Below are 20,246 nucleotides of genomic sequence, written 5' to 3'. Positions count from 1 at the left end.
TCGTTGACCGCCAGCGCGAAGATGTTGACCCACTCCATGGCCGAAAACGTGGTCGCGATCAGGCACGGGTTCTGTTCGGCGGCCTGCAGGCGCTGGTGCAGCAATTTGGCGCGCCGTTTGACGTTGAGCCCGCCAGGCAGCACGCCTTCGTGGGTGAGGCCGTTGTCGACGCACTCGCACATCACCCGCCAGATGCGCCACAGCTCGTCGCGCACTTCCTGCTCGGGCCGCCAGGTCTTCTCGTTGGCCATCATCAGCTGGCTGACGCTCATCTTCTCGCGCCGGCAAAGCTTTAGGAGCTCTTCGGCGGAGTTGAAGTCGAAGGGGATCTCGGCGCTGTCCATGTCCTCGAGCTTGGCATCCACCTGGTGCTGGTCGACGACGAAGCCGCCGCCGACCGAGTAGTAGGTGTTGGCCAGCAGCGTCTGGCCGGCCTCGTCGAAAGCGCAGAGCTTCATGGCGTTGGGGTGGTGGGGCAGGCTCTCCTCGTGAAAGCGCATGTCGCGCTCCCAGACGAAGGTGACGTCCTTCTGGCGATTGAGCGACAGCGTGTGCGTCTGTTTGAGCGTCGCGATCGCGGGGCCGATGATCGCCGGGTCGATCCGGTCCGGGCGCTCGCCCATCAGGCCCATGACGGTGGCATGGTCGGTGGCGTGGCCCACGCCGGTGGCGGAGAGCGAGCCGTAAAGGTGCACTTCCAGGCGGCTGACCCGGTCGAGTACGCCGGCGTCCTCCACCGCCGCGGCGAACTTGAAGGCCGCCATCATGGGGCCGACCGTGTGCGAGCTGGAGGGCCCGACGCCGATCTTGAAAAGGTCGAAGACACTGATAGGCATGGAAGACCTCTGATGAGAATGCCGCGCCGGCTCACCGGCAGCGGACAAGGCCGCAAGCAGGTGAGTCTACGTCGTTTATTGTACTTACTGTAGCCAAGGCCTGCGGGGGTAATGCAAGGCGGTCAGTTGCCGAACACGACCGTGCGCCCGCCGTGCAAAAACACTCGCCGCTCCAGGTGGTAGCCGATGGCCCGGGCCAGCGTCAGGCACTCGATGTCGCGCCCCTTGGCCACCAGGTCCTCGGGGTAATGGGCATGATCCACCGGCTCGACGCCCTGGGCAATGATCGGGCCTTCGTCCAGGTCGTTGTTGATGTAGTGGGCGGTGGCGCCGACGAGCTTGACGCCCTTGTCGTAGGCTTGGTGGTAGGGTTTGGCGCCCTTGAAGCCCGGCAACAGGGAGTGGTGGATATTGATCGCCCTGCCATCCAGCAGCTGGCACATGCGTGGCGAGAGCACCTGCATGTAGCGCGCCAGAATCACCAGCTCCGCGCCGGTCTGCTCGATGATCTCGAGCACCTTCGCTTCCTGCTCGGCCTTGGTCTGTGGGGTGATCGGCAGATGATGGTAGGGCAGGTCGTGCCATTCGGCCAACGGCTGCAAATCCGGGTGGTTGGAAACGATCGCCTTGATATCGAGCGAAAGCTGTCCGGTACGGTAGCGGTAGAGCAGGTCGTTCAGGCAGTGATCCGCCTTGGAGACCAGAATGACCGCGCCGGTGCGCTTGGCCGGCGGCGTCAGCTCGAAACTCATGTCGAAGTCCGCGGCACGTGGTAGAAAGCTTTCCTCGAACGCCTTCTGATCGAACGCGGCGCGCTCCGGGCGAAACTCCGCGCGAATGAAGAAGCGCTCCCCCAGCCGGTCATCGAAGGAGCTGAGCTCGGTGATATAGCAGTGCTGCTCTTTTAAAAACCGGGTGACGACATCGACCGTGCCCAGAATGCTCGGGCACTGGGCGGTGATGATCCAGGTATCCGTTAGTCGGCTCATGGCGCTTCTCATTCATCAAGTTCAGTTCATCAAGTTCAGTTCATCGCGGCCAGGATGGCCGGGGGCGCCGGCCGTCCTGCTTTTATTGTGTATCGATACCGTATTCTTTCGATGCATCGAGCAGCCAGCGGTAGCAGTAGTCGGCGAAGCTGCGCCGCACCACCAGCTCCCACTCGGTCTCGCTTGCGCAGCGCAGCACCACGGTCGCCTTGGCGAACACGGTGGTCACGCCCTTGCCGACCGGAAACGCCAGGGGATGAACATCGAACGAGACCGTCTTCATCAGCACCTCGCGCGCGTTCTCGCCGGCAAGCGTGAGCAGGGTCTGGCCGCCGCTGACGTTGACGATGCTGACGTGCGCATCACCAAGCGTTTGGCGCAGGGAGCGCTCGAGGCCGAACTCCTCGCCGCCGGGAACGATCACGAGCCACTCGTCCGGCGAGATCCACTGGATCGAGCGCTCGCCGGTTTCGTCACGGGTGACGCTGTTGGGCTTGGCCGGCAGGCTCATGCCCATCACCTGGCGCACCGCTTCGTCCATCACGATGGCGCCGCCGCGCAGCACCACGTGACCCAGAAGGGGCTTCTCGCGCAGCGTGACGCCGGCGTTGACGCTGCCGGCCGTCTTCTGCTGCTGATAGCTCCAGTGAAGCGGCGACTCGACCGCCGGGTTGCCGGCGGGCACGGTATTGAACTCCTTGGCGCTGACGTTAGACATGCTGGCGCTCTCCTTTCGGATCGATGAAGACGGGACTGACGATCTCGGCCTCGTGCACCGTGCCGTCGGCCATCGGCAGGTAGACGGTCTGGCCCATGCGCTCGCGGCCTCCGACCACCACCGCCAGGGCGAAGCCGTGGCCCAGCGAGGGGCTGTAGTAGCTCGAGGTCACGTGGCCCTTCATGGCCATCGGAATGGCCTGCTCCTTGTCGAAGACGATCTGCGCGCCCTCTTCGAGCACCACGCTCGAATCCTTCGGCTTCAGGCCGACGAACTGCTTGCGATCGCCGCGCAGGGTGTCCGGGCGGCTCAGCGCGCGCTTGCCGATCCACGGGAAGGGCTTGTCGTAGCCGATCGCCCACTGCATGCCCAGGTCTTCCGGGGTGACCGAGCCGTCGGTGTCCTGACCGACGATGATCAGGCCCTTCTCGGCGCGCAGCACGTGCATGGTTTCGGTGCCGTAGGGCGTGAGGTCATACTTCTCGCCGTGCTCGAAGAGCTTCTTCCAGACGTGCAGCGCGTAGTTGGCCTGCACGTTGATCTCGAAGGCGAGCTCGCCGGTGAACGAGATGCGAAAGATCCGCGCCGGGACCTCGGCCACCGTGGCGTCGCGCCAGTCCATGAACTTGAACGACTCCTTGTCCAGATCCAGGTCGGTGAGTTCGGACAACAGCTTGCGCGCGTCCGGGCCGGTCACGGTCATGGTCGCCCAGTGATCGGTCACCGAGTTGAAGTAGACCTGAAGCTCCGGCCACTCGGTCTGGTGCCAAAGCTCCAGCCACTCGAGCACGCCCGCCGCGCCGCCGGTGGTGGTGGTCATCAAGAAGTGGTTGTCGGCGAGGCAGCTCGTGGTGCCGTCGTCCATCAGCATGCCGTCGTCCTTGCACATCAGCCCGTAACGCACGCGGCCCGGGGCGAGCTGGGCCCACTTGTTGGTGTAGACGCGACCCAGGAATTCCCGCGCGTCCGGCCCCTGGATATCGATCTTGCCAAGGGTCGAGGCGTCCAGAATGCCGACCTTCTCGCGCACCGCCAGACACTCGCGAGCGACCGCTTCATGCATGGTCTCTTTCTTGCCGCCTACCGTACGCGGGAAGTACCAGGGACGCTTCCACTGGCCCACGTCCTCGAACTCGGCGCCGTTCTCCACGTGCCACTGGTGCAGCGCGGTGTAGCGTTTGGGATCGAACAGCTCGCCGCAGTGACGGCCGACGATGGCGCCGAAGGTGACCGGCGTGTAGTTGGGGCGAAAGACGGTGGTGCCGACCTCGGGGATGGAGCGGTCGAGGCAGCGCGCGGCGATGGCCATGCCGTTGATGTTGCCGAGCTTGCCCTGGTCGGTGCCGAAGCCGAGCGCGGTGTAGCGCTTGACGTGCTCGATGGACTCGAAGCCCTCGCGGGTTGCGAGCTCGATGCCGGCGGCGGTCACGTCGTTCTGCAGATCGACGAACTGCTTCGGCGCGCGCAGCGCGGTTTTCTCGTGCGGCACCTGATAGAGCGCGCAGGCCTTGCCGTCGCGGCGAGCGCGGATGGCGGGCAGGGTGATCGCCTGAGCGTTCTCGAAGCCCGTGGCCCTGGCGGCCTGGCGGCCAGCGCGTTCGCCGTCGGCCAGCGTCTCGTCGAGCCCGAAGTGGCCGGCCACACCGCCGGCCGAGATCATGCCTTTCACCTCGCCGGGCAGAAAGCACAGCAGCTCCTCGTTCCACTGCGGCCGCGTGCCGGTGTGGGAGGAGAGGTGCACCACCGGGCTGTAGCCGCCGGAGCTTGCGATGGTGTCGCACTCGAGCTCCTCGACCTTGCCGGTCACCACGAAGCGCTCGAGATCGATCGCGCAGACGCGGGCGCCGGTGACGCGCTGGCCGCCGCGCGCTTCGACCACGGCGCTACCCGTGATCACGCGAATGCCGGCGTCGCGGGCCTGGCGAACGAGATCGCCGTCCGGATTGGCGCGGGCATCGACGATCGCCACGACCTGGCGGCCGGCCTCTTTCCAATCGAGCGCAGCGCGGTAGGCGTGATCGTTGCTGGTGGAGAGCACCAGCTTCTTGCCCGGCACCACCGCGTAGCGGCGGATATAGGTCGAGACCGCCCCGGCGAGCATGTTGCCCGGCAGGTCGTTGTTGGCGTAGACCAGCGGGCGCTCGTGGGTGCCGCTGGCGAGAATCACCTGGCCTGCGCGCACGCGGTGCAGCCGCGCCCGCGCCTGACCGGCAAAGCCGGCCTCGCTGGCGGTATCGGCCAGGTGCTCGGTGCGCCGCTCGTGCAGGGTGACGAAGTTGTGATCGTGGTAGCCGTTGGCGGTGGTGCGTGGCAGAAGCGTCACGTTCTCGAGGCTTGCAAGCTCCTTGACGCTCGCCTCGACCCAGCGCGCCGCTAAGACGCCGTCCAGCGTCTCGCGGCTGTCGAGCAGCGACCCGCCCATCTCTTCCTGTTCGTCGCAGAGGATCACGCGGGCGCCGGCACGCGCCGCCGACAGCGCCGCGGCCAGGCCCGCCGGGCCCGCGCCGATGATCATCACGTCGCAGTGGTGGTGCATGTGGTCGTAGATGTCCGGGTCGGAGTCGTGGGGCGCGCGGCCCAGGCCCGCGCCCTTGCGGATGTACTTTTCATAGGTCATCCACATCGAGGCCGGGGCCATGAAGGTCTTGTAGTAGAAGCCCGGCGGCATGAAGCCTCCGCCGAGCTTGCCGACCCAGCTCATCACGTCGCGCTGGACGTTCGGCCAGCCGTTGGTGCTGCGCGCGACCAGGCCCTTGTAGAGCGCCTGCTGGGTGGCGCGCACGTTGGGCACCTGGGTCTCTTCCCGGGCGCCGAGCTGGACCACGGCGTTGGGCTCCTCGGCGCCGGCGGCGACGATGCCGCGGGCCCGCGAGTACTTGAAGCTGCGGTTGACGATGTCCACGCCGTTGGCGAGCAGGGCCGAGGCCAGGGTGTCGCCCTTGAAGCCCTGGTAGCGCTGACCGTTGAAGGTGAACTCGAGCGTCTGGCCGCGATCGATCCGACCGCCGGCATCGATACGATGGGTCTGCGTCATGACGAGGTCTCCTCGTTCAAGGCCTGGGATTCGGGCTGGGCACCGATGGTCTGCCAGCCGCCGTCGGCGGTTTGTACGCCCTGTTCCTTGCGAACCTTTTCCGTTTCGGCGGTGATGCTCGGCTGCTCGCCCATCCGGTAGGTCTCGAGGATTTCGTAGGTCACCGTGTTGCGGGTGATGTTGAAGAACTTGCGACAGCCCACGGAGTGGACCCACAGCTCATGGTGGATACCGCGCGGGTTCTGGCGAAAGAACAGGTAGTCGCCCCACTCCTCGTCGGTGGCGTTGTCCGGGTCGGCCGGGCGCATCAGGTGAGCCTCGCCGCGCGGATGGAACTCCTCTTCCTCGCGGTGCTCCTGGCAGTAGGGGCAGTGGATATAGAACATGGAAGCTCTCCTCAGTGCGCAACGCCGGCGGCGCCGTGTTCGTCGATCAGCGCACCGGTGTGGAAACGGTCGATGGAGAACGGCGCGGCGATCGGGTGCATCTCGCCCTTGGCCAGACTCGCCGCGAACACGTGGCCGGAGCCGGGGGTGGCCTTGAAGCCGCCGGTGCCCCAGCCGCAGTTGAAGTAAAGGCCCTTGACCTTCGTTTTCGACAGGATCGGACAGGCGTCCGGGCAGGTATCGACGATGCCGCCCCACTGACGGTTCATGCGCACCCGCGAGAACATCGGGAACATCTCGACGATCGCCTGCAGGGTGTGCTCGATGGTCGGGTAGCTGCCGCGCTGGCCGTAGCCGAGATAGCCGTCGATACCCGCGCCGATGACCAGGTCGCCCTTGTCCGACTGGCTGATGTAGCCGTGCACGTGGTTCGACATGGTGACGGTGTTGAGCACCGGCTTGAGCGGCTCGGACACGAGCGCCTGCAGCGGGTGGGATTCGAGCGGAAGCTTGATGCCCGCCATCTTCGCCAGCACCCCGGAGTTGCCCGCCGCCACGCAGCCCACGGTATTGGCTTCGATGTCACCCCGGTTGGTATGCACGCCGAGCACCTTGCCGTCGCGAATCTTGAAGCCGGTGACCTCGGTGTTCTGCAGAAGATCGACGCCCAGGGCATCGGCGCCGCGGGCAAAGCCCCAGGCCACCGCGTCGTGGCGAGCCACACCGGCGCTCTTCTGCCAGGAGGCGCCCATGATCGGATAGCGCGCGCGGCTGGAGATATCCAGTTCCGGCTCGATCTCCTTGATCTGCTGAGGCGTGACCACTTCGCTGTCGATACCGTTCAAGCGGTTGGCGTGAACGCGGCGCTGGATGTCGCGCATGTCCTGCAGGGTGTGGCCGAGGTTCAACACGCCGCGCTGCGAGAACATGACGTTGTAGTTCAGATCCTGGGAGAGCCCCTTCCACAAGTCGAGGGAGTGGTTGTAGAGCCTGGCGGCCTCGTCCCACAGGTAGTTGGAGCGCACGATGGTGGTGTTGCGCGCGGTGTTGCCGCCGCCGAGCCAGCCCTTCTCGACCACGGCGACGTTCTTGACGCCGAACTCCTTGGCCAGGTAGTAGGCGGTGGCGAGCCCGTGGCCGCCGCCGCCGACGATGATGACGTCGTAGCGCTTCTTGGGCGTGGGGTTGCGCCACTGGCGCTCCCAGTTCTCGTGATGCCCGAGCGCGTGTTTGACCAGTCCGAAGCCGGAATAACGTTGCATGAAATCTCTCCTGAGTCGACGCCGCAAAGCCCGTGGGCTTCGGTCGTTACGCGACGGTGGCGTCTTCGACCGGCGCTGCCTGTGTTTGGGCCTGACCGTAGACCGGGTAGTGCGCGCACAGATCAGCGACGTTGTCGCGTACCCGGTTTTCGATCTCGGTGGTGTCCTGCTCGTCGGCCAGCACGTCGAGAATGTCGCAGATCCAGCCGGCGAGCTGCTCGCAGTCCGCCTCGACCAGCCCGCGCGTGGTCACCGCCGGGGTGCCGATACGCAGTCCCGAGGTCACGAACGGGCTCTGCGGGTCGTTGGGCACGCTGTTCTTGTTGACCGTGATGTGGGCGCGGCCAAGGGCGGCATCCGCGTCCTTGCCGGTCACGCCCTGCTTGATCAGGGAGAGCAGGAACAGGTGGTCGTCGGTGCCGCCGGAGACGACGTCGAAGCCGCGCTCGACGAATACGCGGGCCATGGCGCGGGCGTTCGCGATCACCTGGCGCTGGTAGTTGACGAAGTCCTGGTTCATCGCCTCCTTGAAGGCTACGGCCTTGGCGGCAATGACGTGCATCAAGGGGCCGCCCTGCTGGCCCGGGAACACCGCGCCGTTGAGCTTCTTGTAGAGCGCCTCGTCGCCATCGGCGGAGAGGATCAGGCCGCCGCGCGGGCCGCGCAGGGTCTTGTGGGTGGTGGTAGTGACCACGTGGGCGTAGGGCAGCGGGCTCGGGTAGAGGCCGGCGGCGACCAGCCCCGCGACGTGGGCCATGTCGACCATGAAGTAGGCGCCCACCTCGTCGGCGATGGTGCGAAAACGCCGCCAGTCGACCACCCGCGAGTAGGCGGAGAAGCCGGCGATGATCATCTTCGGCCGGTGCTCGCGGGCCAGGCGCTCGACTTCCTCGTAGTCGATCTCGCCGGTGCCCTCCACCAGGCCGTACTGAACGGCGTTGTAGTGCTTGCCGGAGAAGTTCGGCGCCGCGCCATGGGTCAGGTGACCGCCGTGGGCCAGGCTCATGCCCAGAATGGTGTCGCCGGGGCTGACCAGCGCCATGAACACCGCCGCGTTGGCCTGGGCACCGGAGTGCGGCTGCACGTTGGCGTAGTTGGCGCCGAACAGGCTGCAGGCGCGATCGATGGCGAGTGCCTCGACCTTGTCGACGAATTCGCAGCCGCCGTAGTAGCGCTTGCCCGGGTAGCCCTCGGCGTACTTGTTGGTCAGTTGCGACCCCTGGGCTTCCATCACCAGTTTGCTGGTGTAGTTCTCCGAGGCGATCAGCTCGATGTGGGCTTCCTGGCGCGTGGTTTCCTCGGCGATGGCCGAGGCGAGCGCCGTGTCGTAGTCGGCCAGGCGGGCGTTGGATGAAAAATTGTTGTGAGCCATCTGCTTCTCCAGGCTAGTCGCGTTGTTGGATGTCTTCGAGCGCCGGTCGCACTACGGAATGGACGCTAGCTTGTCGCGATAGTATCGCCGTGCCTGCCCCCCAAGATGCTTGCTGGCGTCATCGCTCGGCGTATTTGCGACATCCGATCGTGATTCGTCCCGCCCCGTCGAACAGGTCGCTCCTTTGCTGTTGGGTGTCGCCCATGGGCAATTTCGCGCGCGCGTTATCGACCATGCTGGGCAGCGGGTCTATGCCTGTCCGGCGACATCGCGTGCCGGACAGCGCCTCTATCGAGCGCCCGCTCGCGCCAGTTCATTCAAGAATAACGACGCGGCGCGACCCGCCGGGTCACGCCGCAAGCCAAAGAGGATGTCGCATGTCAAACAATCGTGGTGTCGTATACATCGGTGACGGCAAGGTCGAGGTCCAGGACATCGCCTACCCGAAAATGGAAACGCCCAACGGCAAGCCCATCGATCACGGCGTGATCCTGAAGGTGGTCTCCACCAACATCTGCGGCTCCGACCAGCACATGGTGCGCGGGCGCACCACGGCGCCCACCGGCATGGTGCTGGGTCACGAGATCACCGGCGAGGTGATCGAGAAGGGCAAGGGCGTCGAGTTCCTGCAGATCGGCGACATCGTCTCGGTGCCGTTCAACGTCGCCTGCGGGCGCTGCCGTACCTGCAAGGAGGGCCACACCGGCCTTTGCCTGCACGTCAACGACGACCGCGCCGGCGGCGCCTACGGCTACGTCGACATGGGCGGCTGGGTCGGCGGCCAGGCCCACTACGTCATGGTGCCCTACGCCGACTTCAACCTCTTGAAGTTCCCGGACCGCGACCAGGCGATGAGCCAGATTCGCGACCTGACCATGCTGAGCGACATCCTGCCGACCGGCTTCCACGGCGCGCTGAAAGCCGGCGTCGGGGCGGGCTCCACGGTCTACGTCGCCGGAGCCGGCCCGGTGGGGCTGGCCGCAGCCGCCTCGGCGCGCCTGCTCGGCGCGGCGGTGGTCATGATCGGCGACTTCAACCAGGCGCGTCTCGAGCACGCGCGCAAGATGGGGTTCGTGCCGATCGATCTCTCCAGGCACGACCGTCTGGGCGAGATGATCGCCGCGGTGGTGGGCGAGCCGAGCGTGGACAGCGCCATCGACGCGGTGGGCTTCGAGGCGATCGGTCACGGCGGCAAGGAGCAGCCGGCGGTGGTGCTCAACCAGATGATGGACATCACCCGCGAAGGCGGCTCGATCGGCATTCCCGGCCTTTACGTCACCGAGGACCCGGGTGCGGCGGAAAAAGCGGCGCAGACCGGCAGCCTCAGCCTGCGCTTTGGCAAGGGCTGGGCGAAAGGACTCTCCTTCCACACCGGACAGACCCCGGTGGTGCAGTACAACCGCCAGCTGATGCAGGCGATCCTGCACGGGCGGCTGAACATCGCCGAGATCGTCAACGCCCAGGTGATCTCCCTCGAAGACGCCCCGACGGGCTACGAGCAGTTCGATCAGGGCGTGGCGAGCAAGTTCGTCCTCGACCCGCACGGGCTGCTCGGCGCCGCCTGATGCGCCCGTCCGCGACACGCGCTGACCACGACGCCCGGGGCTTTCGCCCCGGGCGTTTTGCGTTGAGTCGAGGCGCTGTCCAGATATAGTCCGAGGTTTGAAACAGGGGTCTGAAATGCGACATGAAAAAGCGGATACCGCGTGGCGGTATCCGCTCGAGAGGCCGGCCCGTTCGATGCCTAGAAATCGACCACCAGGCTGCTCTTGGGTCGGCTGCAGCAGGTCAGGATGTAGCCCTCTTCGATGTCCTCGTCGGTGATGCCGCCGTTGTGCTCCATCTCCACCTCGCCGGATTTCAGCGCCACCCGGCAGGTGCCGCAGATGCCCATGCCGCAGGCCTTGGGAATGTGCAGGCCGAGCTTGGCAGCGGCGGCGTGCACGGTCTCGCCGGCCTGGATGCGCACGCTCTTGTTCGACTGGGCGAACTCGATGTTGAGCAGCTCCTCGGGCTCGGCGAGCTCCGCCTCCACTTCGGCCTGCTCGGCCAGCTCCAGCACGTCCTCGCGCACCTCCACCGGCGTCGCCCCGAACAGCTCCTCATGGTAGTGATCCATGTTGAAGCCGTTGGCCTTGAGGATCGCCTTGATGGCGTTCATGTAGGGCACCGGGCCGCAGCAGAAGATCTCGCGCTCGAGGAAGTCCGGCGCCATCATCTCGAGCATGGGCTGGGTGAGAAAGCCGCGATAGCCCGCCCAGGCTTCGCCGATGTCGTCCTTCTTCTCGCAGACGATGTGCAGCTTGAACTCGGGGAGCCGCGAGAACATGTGCACCAGCTCGCGGTGATAGATGACGTCGCGCGGCGCCCGGGCGCTGTGGATGAACTCGACGTCGACGCTTGCGTTGGTGTCGAAGAACCAGCGCGTCATCGACATCAATGGCGTGATGCCCACGCCCCCGGAGAGAAACAGCACCTTCTCGGCGGGAAAGTCGATGGAGTTGAAGTTGCCCACCGGGCCGTGGACCACCAGCTCGTCGCCCACCTTAAGGTTGGCGTGCAGCCAGTTGGAGACCTGGCCGCCGGGCACCTGCTTGACCGTGATCGAGAAGCTGTAGGGGATCGAGGGCGAGCTCGAGATGGTGTAGGAGCGCATCACCGGCTGGCCGTCGATCTCGAGCTCCAGGGTCACGAACTGGCCCGGCTTGAAGAAGAACATCACCGGCTGCTCCGCCATGAAGCAGAAGGTGCGAACGTCCCAGGTCTCCTGGATCACCTTGACGCAACGCACGTGGTGGCGGCCGTTGGTCCAGGTCTGGGTCGTGACGGGGTTGAAGAAGTTCGTTGTCATCGTTGTCTCTTTTATGGCCGTGCTCGCGTTGCCCTCACCGGTCCGCCGCTTGCCTGGTCGGTCCAGCACCGTTACCTGCATTCTGGGTACGCGCTATGGCGGCGACTTACCTGTCAGCGACACGCGCTTGTCTTGCGCCACCTCCCGCGGCGCGCAAACCCCTTCTTGCGTCGTCGATGCGTTATCCGGTGTCGCCGGTAGACAATTGAGGGCGCCCCCCCTGGACCACAATCCATCCACTACAAGCACGCTTCGCGCCTGCCAGTCGCCAAGTCACGCAACTCGATAACAAGACAATCTCGTTTGGTCACTGACTGTGTCGCCGTCCCGTCTCGGGAAGGCGGGTTTAAAAGGATATCTGGTATGAACAAGACGTCGGACTACCCCCAACACGATCCCCTGGCCGCCATGCGTGAAGAGACGCTCCAGATGCTCCAGTCCCGGGCGCGCACCTTCTCCCTGCCGCAGCCGTTCTACAACGACGCGCGGCTGTTCGCGCTGGACATGGAAGAGATCTTCGAGAAGGAGTGGCTGTTCGCCGGCATGAGCTGCGAGATCCCGGCCAAGGGCAACTTCATGACCCTGGAGATCGGCGACAACCCGGTGGTGATCGTGCGCGGCGGCGAAGGCCAGATCCACGCCTTCCACAACGTCTGCCGCCACCGCGGGTCACGGCTTTGCACCACCGGCAAGGGCAAGGTCGCCAAGCTCGTCTGCCCCTACCATCAGTGGACCTACGAGCTCGACGGAAGGCTTCTGTTCGCTGGCAGCGACATGGGTACCGACTTCGATCTCAACCAGTTCGGCCTGAAGCCGGTGCACGTGCGCACCGCCGGCGGCTTCATGTTCATCAACCTCGCCGACAACCCGCCGGCCATCGACGACTTCCTGGTCACGCTCGAGCACTACCTCGAGCCCTACCAGATGGACAACGTCAAGGTGGCGGTGGAGTCGAGCATCGTCGAGCAGGCGAACTGGAAGCTGGTGATCGAGAACAACCGCGAGTGCTACCACTGCAACGGCTCGCACCCGGAACTTCTGAACTCGCTGATGGAGTTCGACGACACCGAGGACCCGCGCGCCACCGACAAGTACAAGGACCTGGTCGCGCGCAAGCAGTCGGATTGGAACGGCGAGCAGGTACCCTGGCAACTCAAGCGCTTCGGCAAGCGCAACCGCGTGACCCGCACGCCGCTGCTCGATGGCGTGGTCTCCATGACCATGGACGGCAAGCCCGCCTGCAACAAGCTGATGGGCCGGCTGACCAGCCCGGACATGGGGTCGCTGCGCATCCTGCACCTGCCCAACTCCTGGAACCACTTCATGGGCGATCACGCCATCGTGTTCCGGGTGCTGCCGCTGGGCCCGCAGCAGACCGTGGTGACCACCAAGTGGCTGGTGCACAAGGATGCGGTGGAAGGCGTGGATTACGACACCGAGAACATGCGCCTGGTGTGGGACGCCACCAACGACCAGGACCGTCGCCTGGCCGAGGAGAACCAGCGCGGCATCAACTCCAAGGCCTACCAGCCCGGCCCCTACTCCGAGACCTACGAGTTCGGCGTGATCGACTTCATCGACTGGTACGCCGAGCGCATGCTGCAAAATCTCGAAGGCGAGGGCGTGTCGCTCTCGCTGGCCTCCTCCCAGGGGTAGTTCGCCACCCCACGGCCGCCGCCCCGTCGATTCGCTCGCCGGGGCGGCGGCGCTTTCAGGCGAGAACCACGCCGTCCAGATGCCGGGCGATCGCCTGGCGAACCTCGGGCAGTACCACGTCCTGGCGGTCGAGCTCGCGCAGGTAGGCGCCGGGCCCGTCGACCGGATGCGCGCGGTGGGCCTCCAAGGCGCGGCGAGCGCACTCCTCCGGCGTTGCCTCCTCTGCGATCTCGATACCCAGGCCGCGCAGCCCGGCGCGAAAATCGTCTCCATCGACCAGTTCGACGATCATCATGACGGCATCCTCTCTCGTGTGGATCCAGAAGCGCTCAGTGTATCCATAACCGCGTGACGATACGCCCGTCGACGCGGCGATAGCTATGCGGGTGTCGGTTTCAAGCAACTGCCGCGACACGACTCGCCTAAGAATTTCAGAGGCCGTGTCCGCTCTTTTGGCACGTTGCGTCTAAAAAAAACAACGAGGACAACCTATGGACCACGAGGATCCTATCCTGACCCCGGGCCAGGATAACAAGCAGGTCATGGGGCTGGATTTTCATAACCCCGTTTTCCCTCTCTCCGCACTCGCTATCTTGCTGTTCATTCTCTACGCGCTGGTCTACCCGGACGCGGCCAACACCCAGCTGAACCTGGCCAAGAACTGGTCAATTGAGCACTTCGACTGGCTGTTCATGATCGCGGGCAACGTGTTCGTGGTCTTCTGCCTTATGCTGATCGTTCTGCCGATGGGCCGGATCCGGCTGGGCGGCAGTGACGCCCGACCCGAGTACTCGCGCACCTCCTGGTTCGCGATGCTGTTCGCGGCGGGCATGGGCATCGGGCTGATGTTCTGGAGCGTGGCGGAGCCGGTGGCCTACTACACCGACTGGTACGGCACGCCTTTGAACACGCCGGCCAACACGCCGGAAGGCGCAAGTGCGGCGATGGGCGCGACCATGTTCCACTGGGGGCTCCACCCCTGGGCGATCTACGCGGTGGTCGGGCTGTCGCTTGCGTTCTTCGCCTACAACCGGGGGCTGCCGCTGACGCTGCGCTCGGCGTTCTACCCGATCCTCGGCGAGCGCACCCGCGGCTGGGCGGGGCACATCATCGATATCCTGGCGGTGCTGGCGACCATCTTCGGCCTTGCCACGTCGCTTGGCCTCGGCGCCACCCAGGCGGCCAGCGGCATGGCCTACCTGTTCGATACGCCCAATACCATCGGCACCCAGCTCGCCATCATCGTGGTGGTGACGGTGATCGCGCTGATCTCGGTCTGGCGCGGGCTCGACGGCGGGGTGAAGCTCTTCTCGAACATCAACATGGTGCTCGCTGCCATCCTCCTGATCTTCGTGATCGCCGCCGGGCCGTCGCTGCTGATTCTGGCCGGCATCGGTACCACGGCGATGGATTACGCCAGCCACCTGTTGCCGCTGTCGAACTGGATCGGCCGCGACGACGATACCTGGTACCACGGCTGGACCATCTTCTACTGGGCCTGGTGGATCTCCTGGTCACCCTTCGTCGGCATGTTCATCGCCCGGGTCTCCCGGGGGCGCACGGTGCGTGAATTCCTGGTCGCGGTCCTGCTGGTACCGACGCTGGTCACGCTGGTATGGATGAGCGCCTTCGGCGGCGCGGCGCTGTTCCAGACCGAAAACGGCATCGGCGAGCTCTCCAACGGCATTTCGGACGTCTCGCTCGCCATGTTCCACATGCTCGAGCAGCTGCCGCTGACCGGTATCACCTCCACGCTCGCCATCGTGCTGGTGCTGGTGTTCTTCATCACCTCATCCGACTCCGGCTCCTTGGTGATCGACAGCATCACCGCCGGCGGCAAGACCGACGCACCCAAGGGCCAGCGGGTGTTCTGGGCGGCACTCGAAGGCGTGATCGCAGGTGTCTTGCTCTACGGGGGCGGCAGTGCCGCGCTCGGCGCCCTGCAGGCCGGGGCCGTGGCCACGGGCCTGCCCTTCACCCTGGTGCTGCTGCTGATGTGCGCAAGCCTCTTCCTGGGGCTGCAACGGGAGTGGCGCGAGCTCAACGCGGTGCCTGGCCTGGCCCGATGAGCGCGGGGTGATCGCGACAGCCAAGGGGCACCTTCTTGAAGGCGCCCCTTTTACCGGTACGAGTGTCGTGTACGGGTGTCGTAAACCCGGCCGCCACTGACGCGCAGAGCTAAGAGCACGCGCGTAAAGCCCTGCATCATGGTGGTCGAGCGGGCATCGAAGCGTGCTTTGGAATACCCACAACAACATCGAATGACTTCACGGCTACCTCATGATCTATACCGTCGCAATACTGCTGAGCCTGATCGGCTATTTCGTCATCGGCCACCTGGCCGGGCGCCGCGTCCAGGGACTCGACGACTACCTGGTGGCCGGGCGCAATGCGCCGACCTTCTTCATTCTCGGCACGCTGGTGGCGAGCTATCTCAGCACCAGCGCCTTTCTGGGCGAGACCGGTTTCGCCTACCAGGGCTACCCCTTCGTGATGCTGATCTTCGCTGCCGTGAGCACCTCAGGGTGCCTGCTGGGGGCGCTGGTGTTCGGGCGCTATCTGCGTCGAAGCGGCGCCAACACCGTGCCGGAGTTCTTCGGCAAGCGCTTCGCCTCGCGCCGGGTGCAGGTGATCGCGGGGCTGACCACCATCATCGGCCTGGGCGCCTACCTTCTGGGCGTGATGCAGGGCGCGGGCATCATGTTTTCCGAGCTGACCGGCATGCCCTACTGGGTGGGGCTGGTGCTGGTGTGGGCGACCTACACCGGCTTCATTCTCTACTCCGGCTCGCCGGGGGTGATGGTCACCGATACCGTCATGTTCGTGATCTTCTCGCTGGCCGCCCTCGGCGGCTCGTTCTACGTGATCCAGGATCTGGGCAGTTTCGGCGGCGTGGTCGAAGGGCTTCTCGTCCAGACCGACAAGCCCGGCATCGCGCTGTGGCACGGGGTGCTCGACGGGCCCGACGCCACCTTCACGACTCCCGGCGAGGCGCTGACCTGGGGCCTGACGCTGGGCCTTGTGTGGGCGGCGGTGCTGGCGGCGAGCCCCTGGCAGTCGAGTCGCTACCTGATGGCGCGCAACGAACACGTGGTGATGCGCTCGGCGATGCTCACCGCAGTGGCGCTGGCGGTGTTCTACGCGCTGATGATGATGACCGGCGCGGCCATCAACCTGTACGACCCCGGGCTCGATCCGGAGCGCTCTATGATCTGGGTGGCGCTCAATATCCTGCCGACCTGGTTGGGCGTGGTGATCCTCACCGGCGTGTTCGCCGCCGGGCTCTCGTCCTGCTCGACGTTTCTGTCGATCATCGGCTTCAGTATCTCCAACGACATTTTGAGCGCCTCGAAGGACGAAGCCTCGGCGATGCGCAAGAGTCGCCTCGCGGTGCTCGTCGCCGGTCTGGTGGCGCTGATTCTGGCGCTGTTCCAGCCGCCGGCGGTGATGTCGGTGGTGTGGTTCGCCGCCACGCTCTTTGCCTCCTCCTGGGGGCCGGTGGCGCTTCTGAGCATCTGGAGCAAGCGCATCACCGCCGCCGGCGCCGGCTGGGGGCTGGCGGTCGGCTTTGCCGGCAATGTCGCCATCTCGCTGCTGGTGCAGGCCGAGTGGCTCTCGCTTCCGGTCTACCTGCACCCGGTGCTGATCAGCACGCTGCTGGCGCTGGTGGCCATCGCGGTGGCGTCGTCGCTCACGCGGGTGAGCTCAGCGGAGGCGACCTACCGGGCGTCGCTGCACGCTAGCGATACCGGCGCCGACCGCGCCCTGGTGCCGGGCACGCGCTGGGTGGCGCTGTGTACCATGCTCAGCGGCGTGGCGATCGGGGTCTTCCTGTGGCGCCAGTACGCGGTGACCCTGGACGGCTTCGCTGCCGCCTTCGGGCTTGCGCCGACGGCGGTGCAGGGAGCCTATGGCCTGGCTCTCGGCTGCGGTGCGATGCTGCTCGTCGCCGGCGCGGCGGGGTTCTGGCTGGTGCGGCCGGGACGCCGCGAGCGCGCAGCGGCAGGTTACGCCGTGCAGGGGCGCTAGCGCGGACATCGCGCTTGGCTGGTATGCTCGGACACCCGCCCGCTGGCGGGTGTCTTGCATTCATCGATCAGGAGCCAATGCATGCAGCTCAGTACTTACCAACGCGGTCTGGTGATCGTGCTGCTCGGCGTGGTGTTTCTCAGCTTCGACGGGCTGTTGATTCTGTTGGCGAATACCGACGGCTGGACGATCGTCTTCTGGCGCGGTTTCTTGATGTTCTGCGTACTGGGCGCGATCGCCGTCAGCCGCCAGCGGTTGAAGCTGGTACGCCTGCATCCCGTGGCCTCGCTGGGCTCGGCGATACTGCTGGGGCTGACGTCGGTGCTGTTCGTGCTGGCGGTGATGAAGGCAAGCGTGGCCAACGTGGTGGTCATCCTGAGCATCGCGCCGTTGTTCGCGGCGATCTTTTCACGGCTGTTTCTCGGCGAGCGGGTGGCGTTTCGCACCCTCGTCGCCATCGTGCTCTGCATGTTCGGCATGAGCCTGGTCTTTCTGGGCAAGGGGGCGCTGGGCATGCTGGAGGGGAATCTCTATGCGCTCGCCGCCGCCGCTGTCGTCGGTGCCAATCTGACCCTGCTGCGGCGCTATCCTCACATCGACCGGGTCAGCGTGATCGCCGGCGGCGGGCTGCTGTCGGCGGCCATCGCGCTGCCCTTGGCCACCCCCCTGGCGCTGGATGCGCCGCGCTTCTCGATCCTGGCGCTGATGGGGCTCGTGCAGATGCCTCTGGCCACGGTGCTGATCAACACCGCGACCCGCTATTTGCCCTCCACCGAGGTGGCGCTTTTCTATCTCGTGGAGACGGCGCTGGGCACGCTCTGGGTGTGGTGGTTTCTGGGCGAGCAGCCCGGCGTCTCGACGCTTTTGGGCGGCGCGATCGTGATCGCGGTGCTGGTGCTGCACGCCTGGCGCGGGCTGCACCTGGAGCGCCAGCGCCTGCGCCTCTACCCCGGCGTCATGCCCTAGGCCGCACAACGCAACGACCCGCCACCGGGGCGGGTCGGTCTGTTGGCCGGCGGGCGGTCTAGCGCAGCACGCCTTCCTCTTTCAACAGCTTGAAGATCGCCTCGGCACCCTGCTCGGGGGTGACGTCAGCAAGCGTCTGTCCGCCGCCGCCTTCCGCCTTGGCGGCGGCGGCCTTGAAGCGGTCCCGCGCCGAGGAGGCCTTGACGATCTTGAGGCGTTTGGGGCGCTTGCGCGCTTCCTGGAACTGCCAGGCGCTCAAGGGTTCGTCCACCTCGCTCGGTCGCGTCTGGTGCTCGAACGCACCGCGTCGAGCCGGGCCGAAGGCGCTCTGGCGGGCGGGCGGGGCACTGGCATCCACCGTGGCCAGCGCCGGCAGGCGAACGCGCAGGCGCCGACGCTTGCCGCGCGGCAGCGCCTGGAGCACCACCGCGGTGCCGTTCTCCACCTTTTCCACCGCGGCCAGGCCGGTGATGATCGGCCAGCCCAGCGCCTCGGCGAGCAGAAACGGCAGCGCGCCGGACGCCTCGCCGGCCTCGGCACGGCTGCCGGTCAGAATCAATTGGGGCGCGCGGTGGCGAAGCTCCTCCACCAGCACCGAGATCACGTCGGCCTCGGCACTCTGCTCGAGCAGGTCGAGCGTTTCGAGCCCCATGCCCAGGTAGCCGCGCAGCGCCTGCTGGCGCTCGGGGTCGTCGGGACCGGCGTGAAGCAGGCTGATCGCGGCGTTCTCGAGCGTCAGCGCCATCTCCACCGCCCGGGCATCCTGGTCGGCGCGGCGCGCGCGCGCGGTGAGCGGATGACGGCCGACGGACACCAGGACGGCCACGTTCAGTCCGGCATTCGCCGGGGCGTTGGCTTCATGCGGCATCGCGGTTCTCCTGCTGCTCAAGACGGTACTGCTCGACGCGCGCCACCAGGGCGGCGAGCACGGCGCTGGCATCGCCGATCACGGTCAGATCGGCCCGCTTGGCCATGTCGCAGCCCGGGTCGAGGTTGATGGCCACCACCTTCTCGCAGCTCTGGATACCCTGAAGGTGCTGGATGGCGCCGGAAATGCCTACCGCCACGTACACCTTGGCACAGACCCAGGTGCCGGTGGCGCCGACCTGGCGATCCCGCGGCATGAAGCCGTCGTCCACCGCCACGCGCGAGGCGCCCTTGGTCGCGCCGAGCACCTCGGCGGCGTGATGATAGCCGTCCCAATCCTTGACGCCGTTGCCGGCGGAGAGGATGAACTCGGCCTCGGCAAGCGACACGCCGGCCGGGTCCACCGCCACCTCGCCCAGGTCCTCGATGCGCCCGAGCACGTCCGGGCTCGGCTGGGCGAGGGTGACGGCCTCGGCGGCGTGGCGCGTCTCGCTGACCGGGTCGGCGCACTCCGCCAGCGCCAGCACGACGCGCGGCAGAGTGCGCTGCACGTCCTGGCGGCCTGCCCCCGCCCGGGCGGTGGCGCGCCAGCCCGTTGCACTCCGGGCGTCGGCTTCCACCTGCCAGACCTGGGTCGCCGGGCGCTCGCCCAGGCGCGCCGCGAGGCGCCGGCCGAGCTCGCCTCCGCCGATGACCGAGTCGGGCAGCAGCCAGAAGCGCGGGTCGAACTCGCGCTCCACGCTCTGCAGCACCGCCACCCTGTGCTCCGGCGCGTAGCCGATGAGGCGCTCGTCCTCGAGGTGCAGGAGGCGGTCGATGCCGGCCTCGCCGAAGGCGCTCTCCTTGTGCTCGCCGAACACCACCGCCAGCACCGCGCCGGGGGTTGCCGGGTCGGCGTCGGCGAGCTGGCGGGCCAGGCCCAGCAGGTCACGATCATGCGCCGACAGGCGCCCGCCGGCCATGTCCGGCACCACGGCCACGATGAAGGCCGGGGCGTCGATGATGACGTTCTGGCGGGTATCCTTGGCCGCCGCGCTGTGCGCCGGCGCCTGGGCGGCCTGCTGGGCGCCGCTTCTATCGATGCGGCGTACGCCGTTGGGGCCGATGAAGCCGACCGCGTGCGGGTCGCGGCGCATTACGCCGTTGGGGCCCATCCACTCGATGGCGCGAGTGGTGCCACGATCCGCCAGCACGCTCAGGTGCTGCGGATGCAGGCGGTTGCGAATGATCCACTCCTTGCGGGGGTCGCGGCGCAGAATGTCGCTCATGAGGTTTCCTCC

General features: G+C 66.4%; 16 protein-coding genes. 5 read left to right on the top strand and 11 right to left on the bottom strand.

Features of this window, described 5'->3' with window-relative positions; all coding sequences use genetic code 11:
- The 7 genes from BIS11_RS00770 to glyA all read right to left on the bottom strand — a co-directional run.
- A partial coding sequence (locus BIS11_RS00770) for a serine dehydratase beta chain (RefSeq protein ID WP_253585648.1) occupies nucleotides 1-836 on the bottom strand: 836 nt, incomplete at its 3' end.
- Between the two features lie 122 nt (nucleotides 837-958).
- The gene (gene purU / locus BIS11_RS00765; protein ID WP_253420082.1) at nucleotides 959-1,825 is read right to left on the bottom strand and encodes a formyltetrahydrofolate deformylase; all 867 of its coding nucleotides are present in this window, start codon (nucleotides 1,823-1,825) and stop codon (nucleotides 959-961) included.
- An 82-nt stretch (nucleotides 1,826-1,907) separates the two neighbouring features.
- Nucleotides 1,908-2,543, bottom strand: coding sequence for a sarcosine oxidase subunit gamma (locus BIS11_RS00760; protein ID WP_253420083.1), 636 nt, complete (start codon nucleotides 2,541-2,543; stop codon nucleotides 1,908-1,910).
- The gene (locus BIS11_RS00755; protein WP_253420086.1) at nucleotides 2,536-5,577 is read right to left on the bottom strand and encodes a sarcosine oxidase subunit alpha family protein; all 3,042 of its coding nucleotides are present in this window, start codon (nucleotides 5,575-5,577) and stop codon (nucleotides 2,536-2,538) included. Before BIS11_RS00755 ends, BIS11_RS00760 begins: the two co-directional genes overlap by 8 nt.
- On the bottom strand, nucleotides 5,574-5,963 hold the full coding sequence (locus BIS11_RS00750; protein WP_253420089.1) for a sarcosine oxidase subunit delta: 390 nt from the start codon (nucleotides 5,961-5,963) through the stop codon (nucleotides 5,574-5,576). Before BIS11_RS00750 ends, BIS11_RS00755 begins: the two co-directional genes overlap by 4 nt.
- Before the next feature lie 11 nt (nucleotides 5,964-5,974).
- Nucleotides 5,975-7,225: a sarcosine oxidase subunit beta family protein gene (locus BIS11_RS00745; RefSeq protein ID WP_253420092.1), complete on the bottom strand. Its 1,251-nt coding sequence runs from the start codon at nucleotides 7,223-7,225 to the stop codon at nucleotides 5,975-5,977.
- 46 nt (nucleotides 7,226-7,271) lie between these two features.
- The gene (gene glyA / locus BIS11_RS00740; RefSeq protein WP_253420094.1) at nucleotides 7,272-8,597 is read right to left on the bottom strand and encodes a serine hydroxymethyltransferase; all 1,326 of its coding nucleotides are present in this window, start codon (nucleotides 8,595-8,597) and stop codon (nucleotides 7,272-7,274) included.
- Nucleotides 8,598-8,974: 377 nt separating this feature from the next.
- On the opposite strand from glyA, the gene fdhA reads away from it, so the two are divergent.
- Nucleotides 8,975-10,162: a formaldehyde dehydrogenase, glutathione-independent gene (fdhA, locus tag BIS11_RS00735; RefSeq protein WP_253420096.1), complete on the top strand. Its 1,188-nt coding sequence runs from the start codon at nucleotides 8,975-8,977 to the stop codon at nucleotides 10,160-10,162.
- 179 nt (nucleotides 10,163-10,341) lie between these two features.
- Here the strand turns inward: fdhA and BIS11_RS00730 are convergent, their stop codons facing one another.
- Entirely contained in the window at nucleotides 10,342-11,448 is a 1,107-nt protein-coding gene (locus BIS11_RS00730) for a hybrid-cluster NAD(P)-dependent oxidoreductase (protein WP_253420098.1), read from the bottom strand.
- 363 nt (nucleotides 11,449-11,811) lie between these two features.
- On the opposite strand from BIS11_RS00730, the gene BIS11_RS00725 reads away from it, so the two are divergent.
- On the top strand, nucleotides 11,812-13,104 hold the full coding sequence (locus BIS11_RS00725; protein WP_253420100.1) for an aromatic ring-hydroxylating dioxygenase subunit alpha: 1,293 nt from the start codon (nucleotides 11,812-11,814) through the stop codon (nucleotides 13,102-13,104).
- A gap of 55 nt (nucleotides 13,105-13,159) precedes the next feature.
- Here BIS11_RS00725 and BIS11_RS00720 read toward each other — a convergent pair whose 3' ends face one another.
- Complete coding sequence (locus tag BIS11_RS00720) at nucleotides 13,160-13,399, bottom strand: hypothetical protein (RefSeq protein ID WP_253420102.1); 240 nt, start codon at nucleotides 13,397-13,399, stop codon at nucleotides 13,160-13,162.
- 196 nt (nucleotides 13,400-13,595) lie between these two features.
- Here BIS11_RS00720 and BIS11_RS00715 point away from each other — a divergent pair, with 196 nt between their 5' ends.
- The 3 genes from BIS11_RS00715 to BIS11_RS00705 all read left to right on the top strand — a co-directional run bounded on the left by BIS11_RS00715 (nucleotide 13,596) and on the right by BIS11_RS00705 (nucleotide 18,099).
- Nucleotides 13,596-15,173 carry a BCCT family transporter gene (locus tag BIS11_RS00715; protein ID WP_253420104.1) on the top strand — a complete coding sequence of 526 codons (1,578 nt, stop codon included), beginning with the start codon at nucleotides 13,596-13,598 and terminating at the stop codon, nucleotides 15,171-15,173.
- Nucleotides 15,174-15,384: 211 nt separating this feature from the next.
- On the top strand, nucleotides 15,385-17,133 hold the full coding sequence (locus BIS11_RS00710; RefSeq protein WP_253420106.1) for a sodium:solute symporter: 1,749 nt from the start codon (nucleotides 15,385-15,387) through the stop codon (nucleotides 17,131-17,133).
- An 81-nt stretch (nucleotides 17,134-17,214) separates the two neighbouring features.
- Complete coding sequence (locus BIS11_RS00705) at nucleotides 17,215-18,099, top strand: DMT family transporter (RefSeq protein ID WP_253420109.1); 885 nt, start codon at nucleotides 17,215-17,217, stop codon at nucleotides 18,097-18,099.
- A 58-nt stretch (nucleotides 18,100-18,157) separates the two neighbouring features.
- On the opposite strand, the gene BIS11_RS00700 is transcribed toward BIS11_RS00705, so the two are convergent.
- Nucleotides 18,158-18,967, bottom strand: a complete 810-nt coding sequence (locus BIS11_RS00700; protein WP_253420112.1) for an electron transfer flavoprotein subunit beta — start codon at nucleotides 18,965-18,967, stop codon at nucleotides 18,158-18,160.
- Entirely contained in the window at nucleotides 18,957-20,234 is a 1,278-nt protein-coding gene (locus tag BIS11_RS00695) for an electron transfer flavoprotein subunit alpha/FixB family protein (protein ID WP_253585646.1), read from the bottom strand. The genes BIS11_RS00700 and BIS11_RS00695 overlap by 11 nt, the downstream gene beginning before the upstream one ends.
- Between the last annotated feature and the right edge of the window lie 12 nt (nucleotides 20,235-20,246).

Origin of the sequence: Halomonas sp. 707D4 (assembly GCF_024158685.1) — a bacterium.
GTDB lineage: Bacteria > Pseudomonadota > Gammaproteobacteria > Pseudomonadales > Halomonadaceae > Vreelandella.
Note: the sequence above shows the minus strand (reverse complement) of the source record. Positions and strands in the feature narration are given on the sequence as shown.

Coding starts and splice junctions, on each gene's coding strand:
- purU (WP_253420082.1), bottom strand. CDS start 1,825: ATGAGCCGACTAACGGATACCTGGATCATCACCGCCCAGTGCCCGAGC.
- BIS11_RS00760 (WP_253420083.1), bottom strand. CDS start 2,543: ATGTCTAACGTCAGCGCCAAGGAGTTCAATACCGTGCCCGCCGGCAAC.
- BIS11_RS00755 (WP_253420086.1), bottom strand. CDS start 5,577: ATGACGCAGACCCATCGTATCGATGCCGGCGGTCGGATCGATCGCGGC.
- BIS11_RS00750 (WP_253420089.1), bottom strand. CDS start 5,963: ATGTTCTATATCCACTGCCCCTACTGCCAGGAGCACCGCGAGGAAGAG.
- BIS11_RS00745 (WP_253420092.1), bottom strand. CDS start 7,225: ATGCAACGTTATTCCGGCTTCGGACTGGTCAAACACGCGCTCGGGCAT.
- glyA (WP_253420094.1), bottom strand. CDS start 8,597: ATGGCTCACAACAATTTTTCATCCAACGCCCGCCTGGCCGACTACGAC.
- fdhA (WP_253420096.1), top strand. CDS start 8,975: ATGTCAAACAATCGTGGTGTCGTATACATCGGTGACGGCAAGGTCGAG.
- BIS11_RS00730 (WP_253420098.1), bottom strand. CDS start 11,448: ATGACAACGAACTTCTTCAACCCCGTCACGACCCAGACCTGGACCAAC.
- BIS11_RS00725 (WP_253420100.1), top strand. CDS start 11,812: ATGAACAAGACGTCGGACTACCCCCAACACGATCCCCTGGCCGCCATG.
- BIS11_RS00720 (WP_253420102.1), bottom strand. CDS start 13,399: ATGATGATCGTCGAACTGGTCGATGGAGACGATTTTCGCGCCGGGCTG.
- BIS11_RS00715 (WP_253420104.1), top strand. CDS start 13,596: ATGGACCACGAGGATCCTATCCTGACCCCGGGCCAGGATAACAAGCAG.
- BIS11_RS00710 (WP_253420106.1), top strand. CDS start 15,385: ATGATCTATACCGTCGCAATACTGCTGAGCCTGATCGGCTATTTCGTC.
- BIS11_RS00705 (WP_253420109.1), top strand. CDS start 17,215: ATGCAGCTCAGTACTTACCAACGCGGTCTGGTGATCGTGCTGCTCGGC.
- BIS11_RS00700 (WP_253420112.1), bottom strand. CDS start 18,967: ATGCCGCATGAAGCCAACGCCCCGGCGAATGCCGGACTGAACGTGGCC.
- BIS11_RS00695 (WP_253585646.1), bottom strand. CDS start 20,234: ATGAGCGACATTCTGCGCCGCGACCCCCGCAAGGAGTGGATCATTCGC.